Source organism: Alkalibacterium kapii (assembly GCF_007988865.1).
GTDB lineage: Bacteria > Bacillota > Bacilli > Lactobacillales > Carnobacteriaceae_A > Alkalibacterium > Alkalibacterium kapii.
In genome coordinates, this window is the sequence record NZ_BJUY01000003.1 from 101,658 (window position 1) to 115,612 (window position 13,955).

Below are 13,955 nucleotides of genomic sequence, written 5' to 3' on the forward strand. Positions count from 1 at the left end.
TTCTTTTGAATATACTTGCTTTAAATAAATTCACTTCTATCCTCCACTCATTTTTACTTTTCTTAAACCAACGTCTCATTCTCGCTTCCCCCCCTTTAGTCTTTCGAATCAACTATCAATCCCAACTATTTATTGTTCTTATCCCTCTTTTTCCAATCTTAAACCTACTTCTGCTTCTCACTTCTTTTTTATTTCTTCATACTTATTTTTCTCTAAATAAGAATATACACTTTAAGGTGGTGATGCTTTTGGTAAAAATAAATCTGCTGCTTTTATTTTTCTATTCATGATATACGGAGGTGTATAGGATGTGAAAACGCAACAAAAAAAGTTACACACGCATGTTATTGCGCTGTTGTTTATCTTCTTTCAATTCATTCAGTTCATTCCACACAGTCTGATTTCCTCTCTCCAAGCGTCAGCTGAAGCGACACAGTCTGTCACCTTGTTTTCTGACAAAACAGGGACAGGAAAAGCCGACTGGTCATTGAGCGAGGATGGAAAACTAATCACCTGGGAGGTTACTGTTACCCAAGATGAAACGGAAAAAGAATCCTCTCCGCGCGTGGAAATGGTCGTACCGAAAGATGTCGGTGCGCCAGAGCTCGTGTCCGCGACCCCAACTGGTGTATTCAAGTCAGTAGATGATCGTTATATATTCGAACCTCAAACCTACACTACTAATAGCCAAACCCTCACTCTAACCTTTAAAACTTCAGTCAATGATCTCACTTCTGAAAAATTGAATTTTAAAATCGGTGCTTCTATTTATGAAAAAGAGGCGGCCGTAAACCCTCCCCTTCAAGCACTTTCCATCCCAAACAAACTTGCACAACTTGAAAAAGAACGAATTGCCGAAGAAAAAGCCGAGAAAGAAGCGGAGGAAAAACGTTTAGCAGAGCAAGAAAAAGCTAAAAAAGAAGCCGCTAAGTTGGAAGCAGAGAAAGCTGCCCAGGAAGAGGCTGATAGATTAGCTGCAGAAAAAGCCGAGAAAGAAGCCGCTGAACGAGCTGCTCAAGAAAAAGCCGAGAAAGAAGCGGAAGAAAAACGTTTAGCAGAGCAAGAAAAAGCTGAAAAAGAAGCCGCTAAGTTGGAAGCAGAGAAAGCTGCTCAAACAGAGTCAGATAAAGACACTGAAAAAGAGCAGTCAACAGATGATTCTGCAAAAACTGACGAGAACCTTGAAAAAGAAGAGACAACGAATGATCCTGTAGAAGAAGGGGATCAAGAAGAAAAAGTTTCTGAGGATTCTGAACCACTAGATAAAGAGTCCGAAGAACAAGCTATAGAAGAAGAATCTGAAAATTCTGATAGTAATGAGTTGGCTGAAGAAGAACAGGAATACTACATTGAAGGTGGAAAAGAGATTTATACTGGCGGACCAAGAACGACAGATGGTTTTATTCCCGTCAAAAAACAGCCCGTGATGCAACAACGTGCTGCTCTTCTGGCAATGGCTGGTCTTACCTCTATAAACTACATTACTGATTCAGAAGGAACTTATCCTTCATCATATAGTCAAGATGGATCAACCGTAAGAAATCATTCACCTCAGCCCGTCGAGTACGAGGCCGGAAAGCTTAAGAAGACAGCCAGCGAAACTGCTGTTCCCGGACAATATGATATCACTTTAGAAGTTTCGGGAAAAACAGTAACTGAGACTGAATATACAGATATTGTGCTCGTTCTGGATAACTCAAACAGTATGGTAGATAACAACCGTGTAACTGTTGCATCAAATGCAGCAACCTCATTTATAAATGGGTTACTAAATCAGAACGCCAATCCCGATGGTTCTATTCGTATGGCGTTGGTCACTTATGCTTCGCAAATTCTCAGTTCTCATACCTCTACAACGCTAACAACAGATGCAACAGATCTGACAAGCATACTGCCTTGGGATGCGAATAACGGTCAAATAGGAGGAACGCATACTCAAGCAGCGTTGAGGCAAGCACGTACGATTCTAAGCGGAAGCAATGCTACCAATAAAATTGTGATTTTCCTTAGTGACGGCTTACCAACACTAAGCTATCGTATGAGTACAGCTACATCTAATGGTCCTTTAGTAAACTATGAAGGAACCAGCAGCTTCTATAATTTTTACGGAACCTCCTTCAATTATAATTCTACTAGTAAGGGAGATGGTACACGTTACTATCTAAGCAGTTCTGGTTGGTCACCAGCCATACACCAGCAGTATTCAGCAAGTGGTTATACTGTGACAGACCATTTTGTTTCAACGATGTCGGAGGCAGTATTTGCTAAAAATGCCGGTATAGACTTATACGGAGTCGGAATCGAATTAACTGATCAAACAGTCAATAGTCAATTTGCTTCGAGAGAACAGGCATTAAACGTTATGAAGAACGTCGCCACAGATGATAACTACTACTATGATGCCTCTCAAGTTTCTCAAATCCAAGATATATTAGAGCAAATCAGTACGACTGTTACTAAATCGATTGCTAACGGTAGTATAACTGATCCAATGGGTGATCAGATCATTCTAGATAAAGGAACTGATGGCACGTTCGATAGTTCAGACTACTCCTTACAGGCAAGCAGTCCAAATCTTCTCAATTCTGTTCAAGTTACTGAAAATCCTAATGGCACAATCAAAGTAACTGGACTGAACTTAGGGGCAAATGAATGGATTCGTTTAGTTTATACTGTTCACTTGGATACAGAAGATTCAGGATTCACTCCAAATTATTATTATCAGACAAATGGTGAAACACTCTTGACTCCTGTTGCAAACACACCCAATGTGACAAATAAATTCCCTATTCCTTCTGTAAAAGCTCCTGGCTGGCTACTGAATGGTGAAAAATCATGGGAAAATGATTCCCCTGCAGACCGTCCAGATTCTATTGTTCTCAATCTTTATCGAACAGCCGAAGGAACCACTCAAAAACAATTTGTTCGTCAAATTACAGTAAGTCCAGATACAAACGATAACTGGCTGTTTGAGGCCGGTTCACTTGCTCGCTTTGACAATTTAGGCAGAACATTCACTTACAGTATCGAAGAAGAACCAGTAGCCGATTATGATTCAGACGTTGAATCCGTTACTGAGGACACTTCACAATCTGGCGTCCTTAATGTTTCACTTACCAATACATTAATGACAGGCGGCTTTGTTATCGAGAAAACCGATAGCGAAGGTAATCCTATTACAGGTGAAAATCTTACGGCAGAGTTTACTTTGAGTAAAAATGGGACTGTAGTCGGAACTCACACAACAGATCCTAATACCGGCAGAATCACTTTTGAGGATTTAAGAGTTGGGACGTATATTTTGAGTGAAACATCCGCTCCTAATGGATATGAAGGAATGAGCGACACGATAGAGGTGGAAATCAGACTGGATGAAGACGACATTGTTCGTGCTTATGCGAATGGAGACGTTATTACATTAGAAAATCCAATCCAGATTGAGAACATGTTAAAAGTCGGTTCTCTCACTATTCAAAAAGTAGATGCTTCAATACAGGAACCTTCCCCGTTAGCCGGTGCTGAATTCGAACTGAGATTATATACCTCAGAAGTAGATTATACAGTCATCGCTACAGGAACAACTGACGCACAGGGAGAGCTGGTGTTCGAAGATATTCCACACGGAGAATACGTATTAGTAGAAACAAAAGCACCCGCAGGATATCTTTTACAAGATGATTCATTTTCAATCACAATTAATGACGAATTATCTGATGTTGAGCTGACTATTGAGAACGAACGTCAAGCTGAACTGCCAAGCACAGGAAGTATGGGAACCACCATATTCTCTGTTTTAGGCGTATCACTAATGGGCGGAGCACTTTATGGCCTTAATAAAAAGAAAAGAAAACGATCATAATATAAGAAAAGGGAGAGTAAAAGAAAATGACTAAAAAAATAAGAAAAATAGTTGGCTTTCTGTTAGGGCTATTTATGTTCCTGTCCGTTATGACACCTTCTTTGGCTATGGCAGAAGGTTCAATCCCCTCCGATAATGGAAGACCAGAAATAGGAAATCTTCATATTCATAAACTGCAGTTCAACTATGATCCTCTTGAACAAGATATAATCACAAACGATGGGTTATCTCAAACAGTTCCAAGTGATTCAGCACCTTTAGAAGGGGTCGAATTTACTATATATCCTGTCGATGACGGAGTAACGCTTGATGATATCGATAGTAATTTGTCTGGCGGTACTTCTCTTGTGACAGATGCAAACGGTTTAGCTAAATTCAATAACTTAACTGCCGGACGTTATTATGTTGTTGAAACAGATACACCTAAGGGCGTTGAAGAATTCAGTGCACCATTCTTAGTAGATGTCCCTATGATGAATCCAAATGGTACAGAATGGAATAGTGATGTCCACGTCTATCCTAAGAACCAGCTGATCTTGGGTGCTGTTGAACTAAGTAAATGGGCAGAGGACCTAGAAACACCTCTATCTGAAGCAGTATTTAGTCTCTTCAGAGTACGCGATGGTGAAGATGAATTGGTTGGATCCGGCTTAACTACAGACGCAAATGGTAAAATTTCAGTTGGCGATCTAGTTGTTGGCAGTTACTACTTTGTGGAAACAAGTGCGCCTGACGGCTATGGTTTAGATGAAACTCCTATCACATTTGACATAACAAAAGACGACCACGCTTATAGTATAGGTAATGATTTAAATAGTATTAATGATCAAAAAGTTATTCGCGAAGGTGTCACGCTGATTAACTATGACCTGCCTGAAATCGATAAATCGGTAACAGAGCAAGGGCAAGATACTGACACCGGTGATTTCTTTGAAAACCTTACTTGGGTCATCCGTTCAGATGTACCAGCCTTTATCGACACAGAAAATCCTGTAAGTTATATTATCAAGGATACATTCGGGTCAGAACTCACTTATGCAGGGAATCTTATTGTGGAAGCTGATGGTACAGCATTTACAAACTTTACTGCTTCTGGTGTAACTAATGGTCAAGAAGGCGGCACATTGGAACTTGATTTTGACATCAATGCTCTGGAAGGCGTAGATGAACTCGTTATCACCTTTGACACTTTCCTTAATGAGAATGCTGTTATGGGAAGAGACTACGAGAACAACGTGGAATTAAATTATAATAATGGTTTTGACGTATACGTTGACACAGAAGAAAATCCTCCTGTTGTTCATACTGGTGGTAAACCTTTTGTGAAAGTAAACAAAGAAGGTGACGGTTTACCTGGTGCAGAATTTGTAGTGCATAACAATGACGGCTTGTATCTTCAAGAAGATTACAGCTGGGGAGATAAAACTTCAGCTTGGATTTTAGTATCAGATTCTGATGGCTACTTTGAAATCAAAGGTCTAGCTTATGGTGACTACTATCTTGAAGAAATCAAAGCGCCGAAAGTAGACGGTGTACAGTATAGAATACTTGGCGAAGATTACCAATTCACAGTAAATAAAAATAGTTACTATGCTAATGTTTCTGACTACGTCCTAGCAGAACCAGCTGGAATCGAAAACAGACCTGAAATCACTCTACCTCAAACAGGTGGTATGGGTACATTAGTTTTCAGTATTATCGGACTTGGTTTAATGGGTACATCAGTTAAACTATATAAAAAAGCCGAAAAATAACTTCTACTGATCTGAGCTTAATCGATACCTGACACCTCTGGGATGAGACACCTGTCTCATCCCTTCTACATAATCCCTTGTATTTCCAATTGAAAGGAGGCCTTCTCTCATGAAAAAGCCAAATCGCTCATACCTAAAATTATCTCCTTCTTCAATACTTTTGATTATCGCCTTTATAGTAGGCTTGAGTATTTTCTCATATCCTATCATCACACAAATATACTCCAGTATAACTCAAACGCGCGTCATCGATACGTATCAAGATTCCCTTGATCAACTATCAGAAGATGACATCAACACCTTTAAAGATCAGATCGCTGAATACAACGAATCATTGAATAATTCATCTGCCCCACAGACTTATAAGGATCCTTTTGATGAAAGTAAGTCCAATCAAATAACAGCAGAAGAGTCTCGTTCTTCTTTCAATGTCTTTACAGAAAGCTTGGGTCAAACGTTGGGATATATAAATATACCTGCCATCGATGGTAATTTCCCCATATACGCCGGTACGAGCGATGCCGTTCTTCAAAAAGGCATTGGTCACATGGAAAACACCTCTTTTCCTATGGGCGGGAAAAGTACTCATGCAGTGTTGACAGGACATCGGGGTCTCCCAACATCAAAGTTATTTACAGACCTTCCCGATATGGAACTTGGCAATGTCTTTTATTTGAATATACTTGATGAAACTCTTGCTTATGAAGTAACTGAAATCAATACAGTACTTCCATATGAAACAGAACTGATCTCTATTCAAGAAGATAGAGATTTAGTTACCCTCATCACTTGTACCCCTTATATGATAAATACGCATCGATTACTCGTAATGGGCGAACGCATCCCATACACTCCAGAAGAACCAGTTGCCGCTGCAGTCCCCCCTTCTATACAAGAAGAAAAATCCTATATTCTTCCAATTACAGTTGGTACGATTTTCGGTATTCTTTCGATTAGTTTAATAATCTATAAACGAAGTACAAGAAAGGAAGATATAGAATGAAGAAAAAAGTGTTTTCTCTCCTTCTATTTTTAATAGGAATATCATTCCTAGCTTATCCTTACATTGCTCATTATATTAATGACTACGCCATACAACAGGAGATAGAGGAATTCGAGACCGTATCTGCTCAACCTCTTCCCTTTGAAGAAAAACAAGAGATTTGGGATGAAATGGAACGCTATAATGAAATACTTTCAAATAATCCTGATAATACTGTAGAAGATGCTTTTACGGATGAAGTTATCGCATCAAATGCTTTTTATTCAGATAACGGTGGTCCGAAAGAACCTGCAAACGATGATAATCTCATAGATAACTCTCATGTTGAAATAGAAGACGTTAGTTCAGTCTCATCTAAAAAATATAAATCTTCTCAATCCTTCTTCTCAGTGATCCGTATTCCTAAAATTAATATTACCCTTCCCATTTATCTTGGGGCCTCCGATACTAACTTGATGAAAGGCGCTGCTCAAATCACGGGCACGTCCCTTCCTATTGGAGGCAAAGGTACTCATTCCGTTATTGCAGGGCACCGTGGTACTCTTAAACATCATATGTTTTTACACCTCAACGACTTAAATAGAGGAGATACTTTCGAAATACAAACGCTAGATGTAACGATGACTTATCGCGTCACAGGATCTGCGGTTGTTTTACCTGACGAAGTTGATAGTTTAAGCATTCAAAAAGATAAAGACTTGGTAACCCTCGTCACTTGTTTAAAGTATCCTATGAACTATAAACGGCTTCTCGTTCATGGCGAGAGGGTAAACTAGGATTATTGAAATGATTTTGTTGATTTTTATATAGAGAGTTTTACCTGTTGTTTGTTCGGTTTGGTTCGGTTAGTCACTTTTCGAATCTGTCAAACTTCCGCCTCTTCGGCTCTTATCAACTCATTCTCTGATCGTTTCAGCCGAATTTCCTCTTGCTTCGGCTCTTTCTACCCCATTTTCTGTTCGTATCGACCGAACTTCTCCTTCTTCGGTTCTTTCCATCCCATTCTCTGGTCGTAACAACCGAACATCCTCTTGCTTCGGCTCTTTCCATCCCATTCTCTATTCGTGTCGACCGAACTTCCTCTTACTTCGGCTCTTTCCATCCCATTCTCTGATCGTAACAACCGAACATCCTCTTGCTTCGGCTCTTTCTACCTCATTTTCTGTTCGTATCGACCGAACTTCTCCATGGTCCGGCTCTTTCAAATATATATCAGTTGCTATAGTACAATTTATAAATTCTTTATAATAACTTGAAGAATATATAGACTTTGAGCTTTCGTTCAAAAGATTTGATAAAAAAAGCTCTCCAGACGTTAATTGTCTGGAGAGCTTTTTAAATGACTTATTTACTTACAATGTGAAATCTTCTTCTTTTGAAGGTTCGACTACCAAATAGCGGTGTGGATCTTTCCCTTCAGAATGTGTTTGGACACCACTGAATCTATTGAGATAGCGGTGAATCTGCTTACGCTCATGTGCAGGCATCGGTTCTAAAATAACTGGACGCTTGGTTCGCTGTACTTTCTCAGCTGTACGTGTAGCCAGCTGTTCTACGGTCTTTTTACGGCGGTCACGATAATTTTCTGCATCCACCTTGGCGTAGAGTTTATTATCCGCTTCCTGATGCATTTGGATCTGCGCTAATGTCTGCAGACTATTCAAGACTTTTCCATGACGACCGATGATCAAACCGGCATCTTTCGTTTCAATCGAGAACTTTACACGATTGTAGTCGCGCTTTACATTGATAGTGACATCTTCGACACCCATCTTTGTAGCGACAGTTTTCAAATATTCTGAAACTTTTTGAACAGCAGCCTCGTCCTGTTCGTTAAACAATTCTTTCTTTTCCTGACTTACATTGTTTGTGTCTTCTGCTTTTTCAGTTTCTACGGTTTCACTAGCATCTTTTACGTTTGAAGCTTTTTTATCCTCAACTGTTTCATTTGTTTCATTGCCTGTTTCACGCATTTCTTTGTCAGTTTCAGTGTCCGCTTCATCTTCAAGAATACCTTTTTCTTCTTGTTTTTCAGATGGTTTTATAGTTGTTGATTCTTCTTCACCCAACATGACTTCTTTGGACAATAATTCTTCAACAGCATCTTTTGTATTGGTCTTTTTTACAACAACAATGGCATCTTTTTGCCCGATTCCTATGAAGCCTTTTTTACTTTCTTGTACCACTTCTATTATCGCATCTTCTTTATTTATACCTAATGCTTTTAATCCTTTTTCAATAGCCGCTTCGGTTGTGGCGGCTTGTGCAGTATATTTGTCATTCATGAATACTATCCTCCATTCCAAATTTTGCTCACCTATATTTTACCAAATAAATAAGCATAAGTCAGAAGAATTTTATTTTTTTATATTTCTTCTTTGTTTCTGTGCTTTTTTCAAGGCGCGTCTACGCTGACGTTCTTCTTCCTGCTGGCGTGCTTCTTTTTCCTGACGCTCTCTTCTCGCTTTAAACGGATTTTGGAAAAGCAAGGTCTGGATAACAGCAAATCCGTTTGAAACTGTGAAGTACAAGGCTAAAGCACTTGATAAACGCAAGGTAATAAAGACGATAAAGAGCGGCATGACATAAGTAATGAATTTATTCCCAGCCTGAGGTCTTCCCATACTCATTAGAACTGAATTTCCTAAAGTGAATAATCCCGCTAGAATAGGTAAAAGGAAATACGGGTCCGGATCGCCCAGGTTCACCCACAAAAAATCTCCCGTTGCCAGAATAGGCGTACGGTTAACCGCCTGATAAAGAGCAATAAACACGGGCATTTGAATCAGCATTGGCAAACAGCCCATATACGGATTGACACCGGCTTCACTATAGAGACGCTGTTGTTCTTCTCGTAGTTTTTCTTGTGTTTCTGTATCTTTAGCTGAATATTTATCTCTCAACTCTTGTATCTGTGGGTTGATTTCATTCATCTGCTGCATGTTTTTTTGTTGAAAGTGAGTAAATGGAATCAGCAGGGCTCGAACAATGACCGTAAAAAGAATAATTCCTATACCATAATTTCCACCAAAGAAGTTGGATAACCAGATGATCGCTCGGGCAAAGTTATAAATTATTACCCCTTCCCAAATTCCTGTACTGTCTGAAGTTACTGGCTCTGTTCCGCATGCTGATAAAAACACAACCAAACCAAGCATCGATAATGACAAAAGCAATCGCTTACGTTTTCTTAAAAAATTCACGTACTTCTCCTCTTTTCTAAACATCATTAACCTTATTTTTTAAAATCCAAATTAATTCTCTTTTAATATATGAGCCCGTTTCAAAACATGTAAGAGACTCTTTTTAATTTCATGGTAGTCCATATGACTGACTGGCGCTCTGGCAATCACGATAAAATCCTGTTCTGGTTTGATTAAATCTTTCTGATCGAATTCTATTAAACAATGTCTTATCTTACGTTTAATTGAATTTCTGACAACAGCATTGCCTAATTTTTTTCCAACCGATAGCCCGACGCGGAAATGTTTTTGTTTTTCTTTTTCTAGACTGTACACCACAAATTGCCGGTTGGCCATCGACTGTCCTTGATGAAAGACTTTTTGAAAGTCTGCTTCAGTTTTTACACGATAAGCTTTTTTCATTAATGTCCCATCTTTCTAAATTAACTAAGTACACTGCTTTTTTATATAAAAAAAAGGCAACGCGCTCTCACCCAATATTCCAGCAAGAAGCTTCCGTCGCCTAGCGTCATTAAGCAGAAATTCTTTTTCTTCCTTTACGACGTCTGTTTTGTAGTACTCTACGTCCATTTTTAGTACTCATACGTTTTCTGAATCCGTGTACTCTTTGACGTTTACGTTTTTTTGGTTGATATGTTAATCCTTGTGCCATCGGCAAACACCTCCTGAACCTTTCCTTATATCTTCTGTACTCAAGTAAGCAATGTCAGACTATCACTTTAAACTATATAGACAGACTATATTATTCTAGAAAAAATTTTGACTATTGTCAAGTTATTTTCCTATAAATCTAAGTCTATCCATCACAATTATGTGAATGAAAAAAAATAATTATACCAAATAGATATCCACATGTTAAGAATAACTCTGCTTTCTTCTTTTCTTGTCCACTGCTTTTTTAACAGACTATCCACAACTGCACAGCGTGTGAATGTAACTTGCGCACAGACTTATTTTACTTGTGCATAACCTCCCTAAGCATTGTAACCAAAGACATAACCAGTGAATAGTTATCCACATTCTGTGTTAATAATCCATTCCGTAAAATTAATATCCACACTTCTTTCCATGCTGTGGATATCTTTGTTCGCATGCTGTGGAATTTTTATTAACAATTTCTTTCAATTGTGGAAAACTGATTTAAAACGTGATAAAATGAAAAAAGTAACTTCACGGCGAGGAGGAAAATAATGGACAATATACATACAGTCTGGATATATCTTCAAGATAAATTTAAAGAAACCCTTTCAAAAGTCAGCTATGATACATGGATTCAAAGTGCCAGCCTCGTCAGACTCTCTGATAATTCAATCACGATCGAGGTCCCTTCCAGCCTGCATAAAGAGTACTGGAAGAATAACCTTTCCACTAAAGTGGTCGAATATCTCTATGAATATCTTGGTCGGGAAATTTCTCCGTTATTTGTGACAGCTGATGAACAAGCTGCTTATATGGATCAGGATACAAGTGATAAAATCAATTCATTCACTTCAGAAAGCAAATCAAGTACTTTAAACAGTAAATACACGTTTGATACATTTGTGATCGGTAAAGGCAATCAAATGGCTCACGCCGCTGCTTTAGTTGTTGCAGAAGAACCGGGAACGATTTACAACCCTCTCTTCTTCTACGGGGGGGTTGGCTTGGGTAAAACTCACTTGATGCATGCAATCGGGCACCAGTATTTACAAATCAATCCGAATGCCCGTATTAAATATGTCTCCAGTGAGAATTTCGCTAATGACTTTATTAATTCGATTCAAAACCGAACACAGGAAAAATTCAGGCAGAATTACCGGAATGTAGATTTGCTTCTGGTCGATGATATTCAGTTTTTTGCTGATAAAGAAGGAACGCAGGAAGAATTTTTCCATACATTCAATGCGCTTTATGATGACCGTAAACAGATCGTTTTGACAAGTGACCGTCTGCCGAATGAAATTCCTAAACTGCAGGAAAGACTGGTTTCCCGCTTTGCCTGGGGACTTTCTGTAGACATCACGCCGCCTGACCTTGAAACACGTATAGCAATTTTACGTAAAAAAGCGAATGCGGAAGGTTTGGAAATTCCAAATGATACCTTAAGTTATATTGCCGGACAAATCGATTCGAATATCAGAGAACTGGAAGGTGCCTTGGTGCGCGTACAGGCGTATTCAGCGATCCAGCGCAGCGATATCACGACTAGTCTTGCTGCTGATGCGTTGAAAAGCATGATCAAAAATGATGGCAAGCAAAATATTTCCATCGCTTCCATCCAGCAAAAAGTCAGTAAATACTATCAAATCTCTTTAACTGATCTAAAAGGGAAAAAAAGAGTGCGTCAAATCGTACTGCCACGTCAGATCGCTATGTACCTGTCACGAGAGCTGACCAGTACCTCCTTGCCTAAAATCGGAAAAGAGTTTGGAGGCAAAGATCATACGACAGTCATTCACGCTCATGAAAAAATTAAAAAAGTTTTGAACGAAGAAGAAGATGGAGAAATGCGGGAGCAGATCGAGGAAATAAAGAAAAGTCTTTAAAAAGATCCTGTGGATAAAAACGAAAGTTAATCACACACTTATACACAGTTTATCCACATGTGTATAAGCCTTGTTTCTCATTGTTTTTAAAGTTTTCCACAGTATGCACAGGGCCTACTACTATTACTAAGTATTTATATTAATATATAATATGTAGTGGGTCACTAAATTAAATAATGGAGGATGACCATGAAATTCACCGTCAATCGAGCAATATTTTTGAAAAAATTAAAAGATGTCCAGTTAGCTGTTTCATCTAGAGCAACCATTCCTATATTGACCGGGATCAAATTAATAGCGGACTCTGAAGGAATAAAAATGACAGGAAGTAATTCAGACATTTCAATTGAAACCATTTTAACTGTTTCAAATGAGGCTGCAGAATTGACTATTGACGCTCCTGGAGAAGTTGTGCTTCAGCCTGCCCGTTTTTTCAGTGACATCGTCAATAAACTGCCAGATGAGACATTTACTGTTGAAGTTAAAAACGGTGTTCAGACATCCATAACATCAGCTTCATCTGCCTTTGTCATCAATGGCTTAGATGCCGTCAATTATCCAAGGCTTCCAGAAATAGATACAAAAGATGCTTTTACTTTACCTGTCAATCTTTTAAAAAAAATCATCAAGCAAACAGTCATTGCGGTATCTACTCATGAAAGCCGTCCGATACTTACAGGTATCCACTTTATCATTAAAGATGGTAAACTGAAGGCCGTTGCAACAGATAGTCACCGTTTAAGTCAGCGTGTTATACCTATTGAAGGAACCGAGAATCTTTCCTACGATTTGGTTATTCCAGGCAAAAGTCTGCAGGAACTGACACGTCTTCTTGATGATAGTCTCGATGAAATCGAAGTGTCTGTAGCTGAAAACCAGATTCTGTTCAAAACGGAAGATACGTACTTTTATTCGCGCTTACTTGAAGGAAATTATCCTGATACAAACAGATTGATCCCTGAGAGTTCATCAACACAACTGACACTTGAAGCCAGCACGCTGCTTGGTGCGGTCGAACGAGCCAGTCTTTTATCACATGAAGGGAAAAACAATGTAGTCAAGCTTACAGTTAAAGATAACAGTGTGGAAATAACAGGTAATTCACCGGAAGTGGGTCGTGTAAACGAACAAGTAACCTTCAATGATTTAAAAGGTGAAGATATGGAAATTTCCTTTAATCCAGACTATTTGAAAGCGGCTTTGACAACGTTCGGTTCTATTGAGGTCACTTTAAAACTGATTTCCACATTACGTCCATTTGTACTTGTGCCAAGTGAAAATAATGACGAGTTTATTCAACTGATCACCCCCATCCGTACATCCAGCTAACTATTTAAAACAACTGACTTAAAAAAAAGACCCGCTCGGGTCTTTTTTTTCTCTTTCACTGTAAACTAATGAACGAAACTGTGACAGGCAAATCTTTTTAATTCTGCTAAAATTTCATTTCTAAGAAGATTCAGACCTGAAAAGTATTTTTGATCGTTTAACTATAAAAATCGATTAGAATGCTTATTTTACTAGATAGATTTGTTTTAAGTCCCTATTTAAGGTATAATATGGAGAGAAATGAATAGGCAGAAAAGCAGATATACCTGTTTACTTTGAAGG

At 38.7% G+C, this 13,955-nt stretch carries 11 protein-coding genes; 6 read left to right on the forward strand and 5 right to left on the reverse strand.

Annotation, left to right across the window (positions count from 1 at the left end):
* Positions 1 to 310 precede the first annotated feature (310 nt).
* The 4 genes from AKA01nite_RS02180 (at position 311) to AKA01nite_RS02195 (ending at position 7,392) form a co-directional block, all read left to right on the forward strand.
* The gene (locus AKA01nite_RS02180) at positions 311 to 3,859 is read left to right on the forward strand and encodes a SpaA isopeptide-forming pilin-related protein (protein WP_146923358.1); all 3,549 of its coding nucleotides are present in this window, start codon (positions 311 to 313) and stop codon (positions 3,857 to 3,859) included.
* Positions 3,860 to 3,885: 26 nt separating this feature from the next.
* Complete coding sequence (locus AKA01nite_RS02185; protein ID WP_146923360.1) at positions 3,886 to 5,613, forward strand: SpaA isopeptide-forming pilin-related protein; 1,728 nt, start codon at positions 3,886 to 3,888, stop codon at positions 5,611 to 5,613.
* Positions 5,614 to 5,722: 109 nt separating this feature from the next.
* Entirely contained in the window at positions 5,723 to 6,616 is an 894-nt protein-coding gene (locus AKA01nite_RS02190) for a class C sortase (RefSeq protein WP_146923362.1), read from the forward strand.
* Positions 6,613 to 7,392, forward strand: coding sequence for a class C sortase (locus tag AKA01nite_RS02195; RefSeq protein ID WP_146923363.1), 780 nt, complete (start codon positions 6,613 to 6,615; stop codon positions 7,390 to 7,392). Before AKA01nite_RS02190 ends, AKA01nite_RS02195 begins: the two co-directional genes overlap by 4 nt.
* A gap of 120 nt (positions 7,393 to 7,512) precedes the next feature.
* On the opposite strand, the gene AKA01nite_RS09410 is transcribed toward AKA01nite_RS02195, so the two are convergent.
* From AKA01nite_RS09410 to rpmH, 5 genes are all read right to left on the reverse strand, one after another.
* Positions 7,513 to 7,635, reverse strand: coding sequence for a hypothetical protein (locus AKA01nite_RS09410; protein ID WP_281282433.1), 123 nt, complete (start codon positions 7,633 to 7,635; stop codon positions 7,513 to 7,515).
* Between the two features lie 333 nt (positions 7,636 to 7,968).
* A complete protein-coding gene (jag, locus tag AKA01nite_RS02200; protein WP_146923365.1) occupies positions 7,969 to 8,901 on the reverse strand; it encodes an RNA-binding cell elongation regulator Jag/EloR in 933 nt (310 codons plus the stop codon).
* 72 nt (positions 8,902 to 8,973) lie between these two features.
* The gene (locus tag AKA01nite_RS02205; protein ID WP_371860844.1) at positions 8,974 to 9,774 is read right to left on the reverse strand and encodes a YidC/Oxa1 family membrane protein insertase; all 801 of its coding nucleotides are present in this window, start codon (positions 9,772 to 9,774) and stop codon (positions 8,974 to 8,976) included.
* 96 nt (positions 9,775 to 9,870) lie between these two features.
* Complete coding sequence (rnpA, locus tag AKA01nite_RS02210; RefSeq protein WP_146923369.1) at positions 9,871 to 10,221, reverse strand: ribonuclease P protein component; 351 nt, start codon at positions 10,219 to 10,221, stop codon at positions 9,871 to 9,873.
* Positions 10,222 to 10,330: 109 nt separating this feature from the next.
* Positions 10,331 to 10,471 carry a 50S ribosomal protein L34 gene (gene rpmH, locus AKA01nite_RS02215; protein WP_146923371.1) on the reverse strand — a complete coding sequence of 47 codons (141 nt, stop codon included), beginning with the start codon at positions 10,469 to 10,471 and terminating at the stop codon, positions 10,331 to 10,333.
* Between the two features lie 538 nt (positions 10,472 to 11,009).
* Between rpmH and dnaA the strand changes: the two genes are divergently transcribed.
* Both dnaA and dnaN read left to right on the forward strand, forming a co-directional pair.
* Entirely contained in the window at positions 11,010 to 12,344 is a 1,335-nt protein-coding gene (gene dnaA / locus AKA01nite_RS02220) for a chromosomal replication initiator protein DnaA (protein WP_146923373.1), read from the forward strand.
* Positions 12,345 to 12,533: 189 nt separating this feature from the next.
* Complete coding sequence (dnaN, locus tag AKA01nite_RS02225) at positions 12,534 to 13,673, forward strand: DNA polymerase III subunit beta (protein ID WP_146923375.1); 1,140 nt, start codon at positions 12,534 to 12,536, stop codon at positions 13,671 to 13,673.
* Positions 13,674 to 13,955: the final 282 nt, after the last annotated feature.

Bases quoted from the DNA above. Each gene is read 5' to 3' on its own strand.
- dnaN (WP_146923375.1), top strand. From the start codon at position 12,534: ATGAAATTCACCGTCAATCGAGCAATATTTTTGAAAAAATTAAAAGAT.
- rnpA (WP_146923369.1), bottom strand. From the start codon at position 10,221: ATGAAAAAAGCTTATCGTGTAAAAACTGAAGCAGACTTTCAAAAAGTC.
- AKA01nite_RS02195 (WP_146923363.1), top strand. From the start codon at position 6,613: ATGAAGAAAAAAGTGTTTTCTCTCCTTCTATTTTTAATAGGAATATCA.
- AKA01nite_RS02205 (WP_371860844.1), bottom strand. From the start codon at position 9,774: ATGCTTGGTTTGGTTGTGTTTTTATCAGCATGCGGAACAGAGCCAGTA.
- AKA01nite_RS02190 (WP_146923362.1), top strand. From the start codon at position 5,723: ATGAAAAAGCCAAATCGCTCATACCTAAAATTATCTCCTTCTTCAATA.
- rpmH (WP_146923371.1), bottom strand. From the start codon at position 10,471: ATGGCACAAGGATTAACATATCAACCAAAAAAACGTAAACGTCAAAGA.
- dnaA (WP_146923373.1), top strand. From the start codon at position 11,010: ATGGACAATATACATACAGTCTGGATATATCTTCAAGATAAATTTAAA.
- jag (WP_146923365.1), bottom strand. From the start codon at position 8,901: ATGAATGACAAATATACTGCACAAGCCGCCACAACCGAAGCGGCTATT.
- AKA01nite_RS02185 (WP_146923360.1), top strand. From the start codon at position 3,886: ATGACTAAAAAAATAAGAAAAATAGTTGGCTTTCTGTTAGGGCTATTT.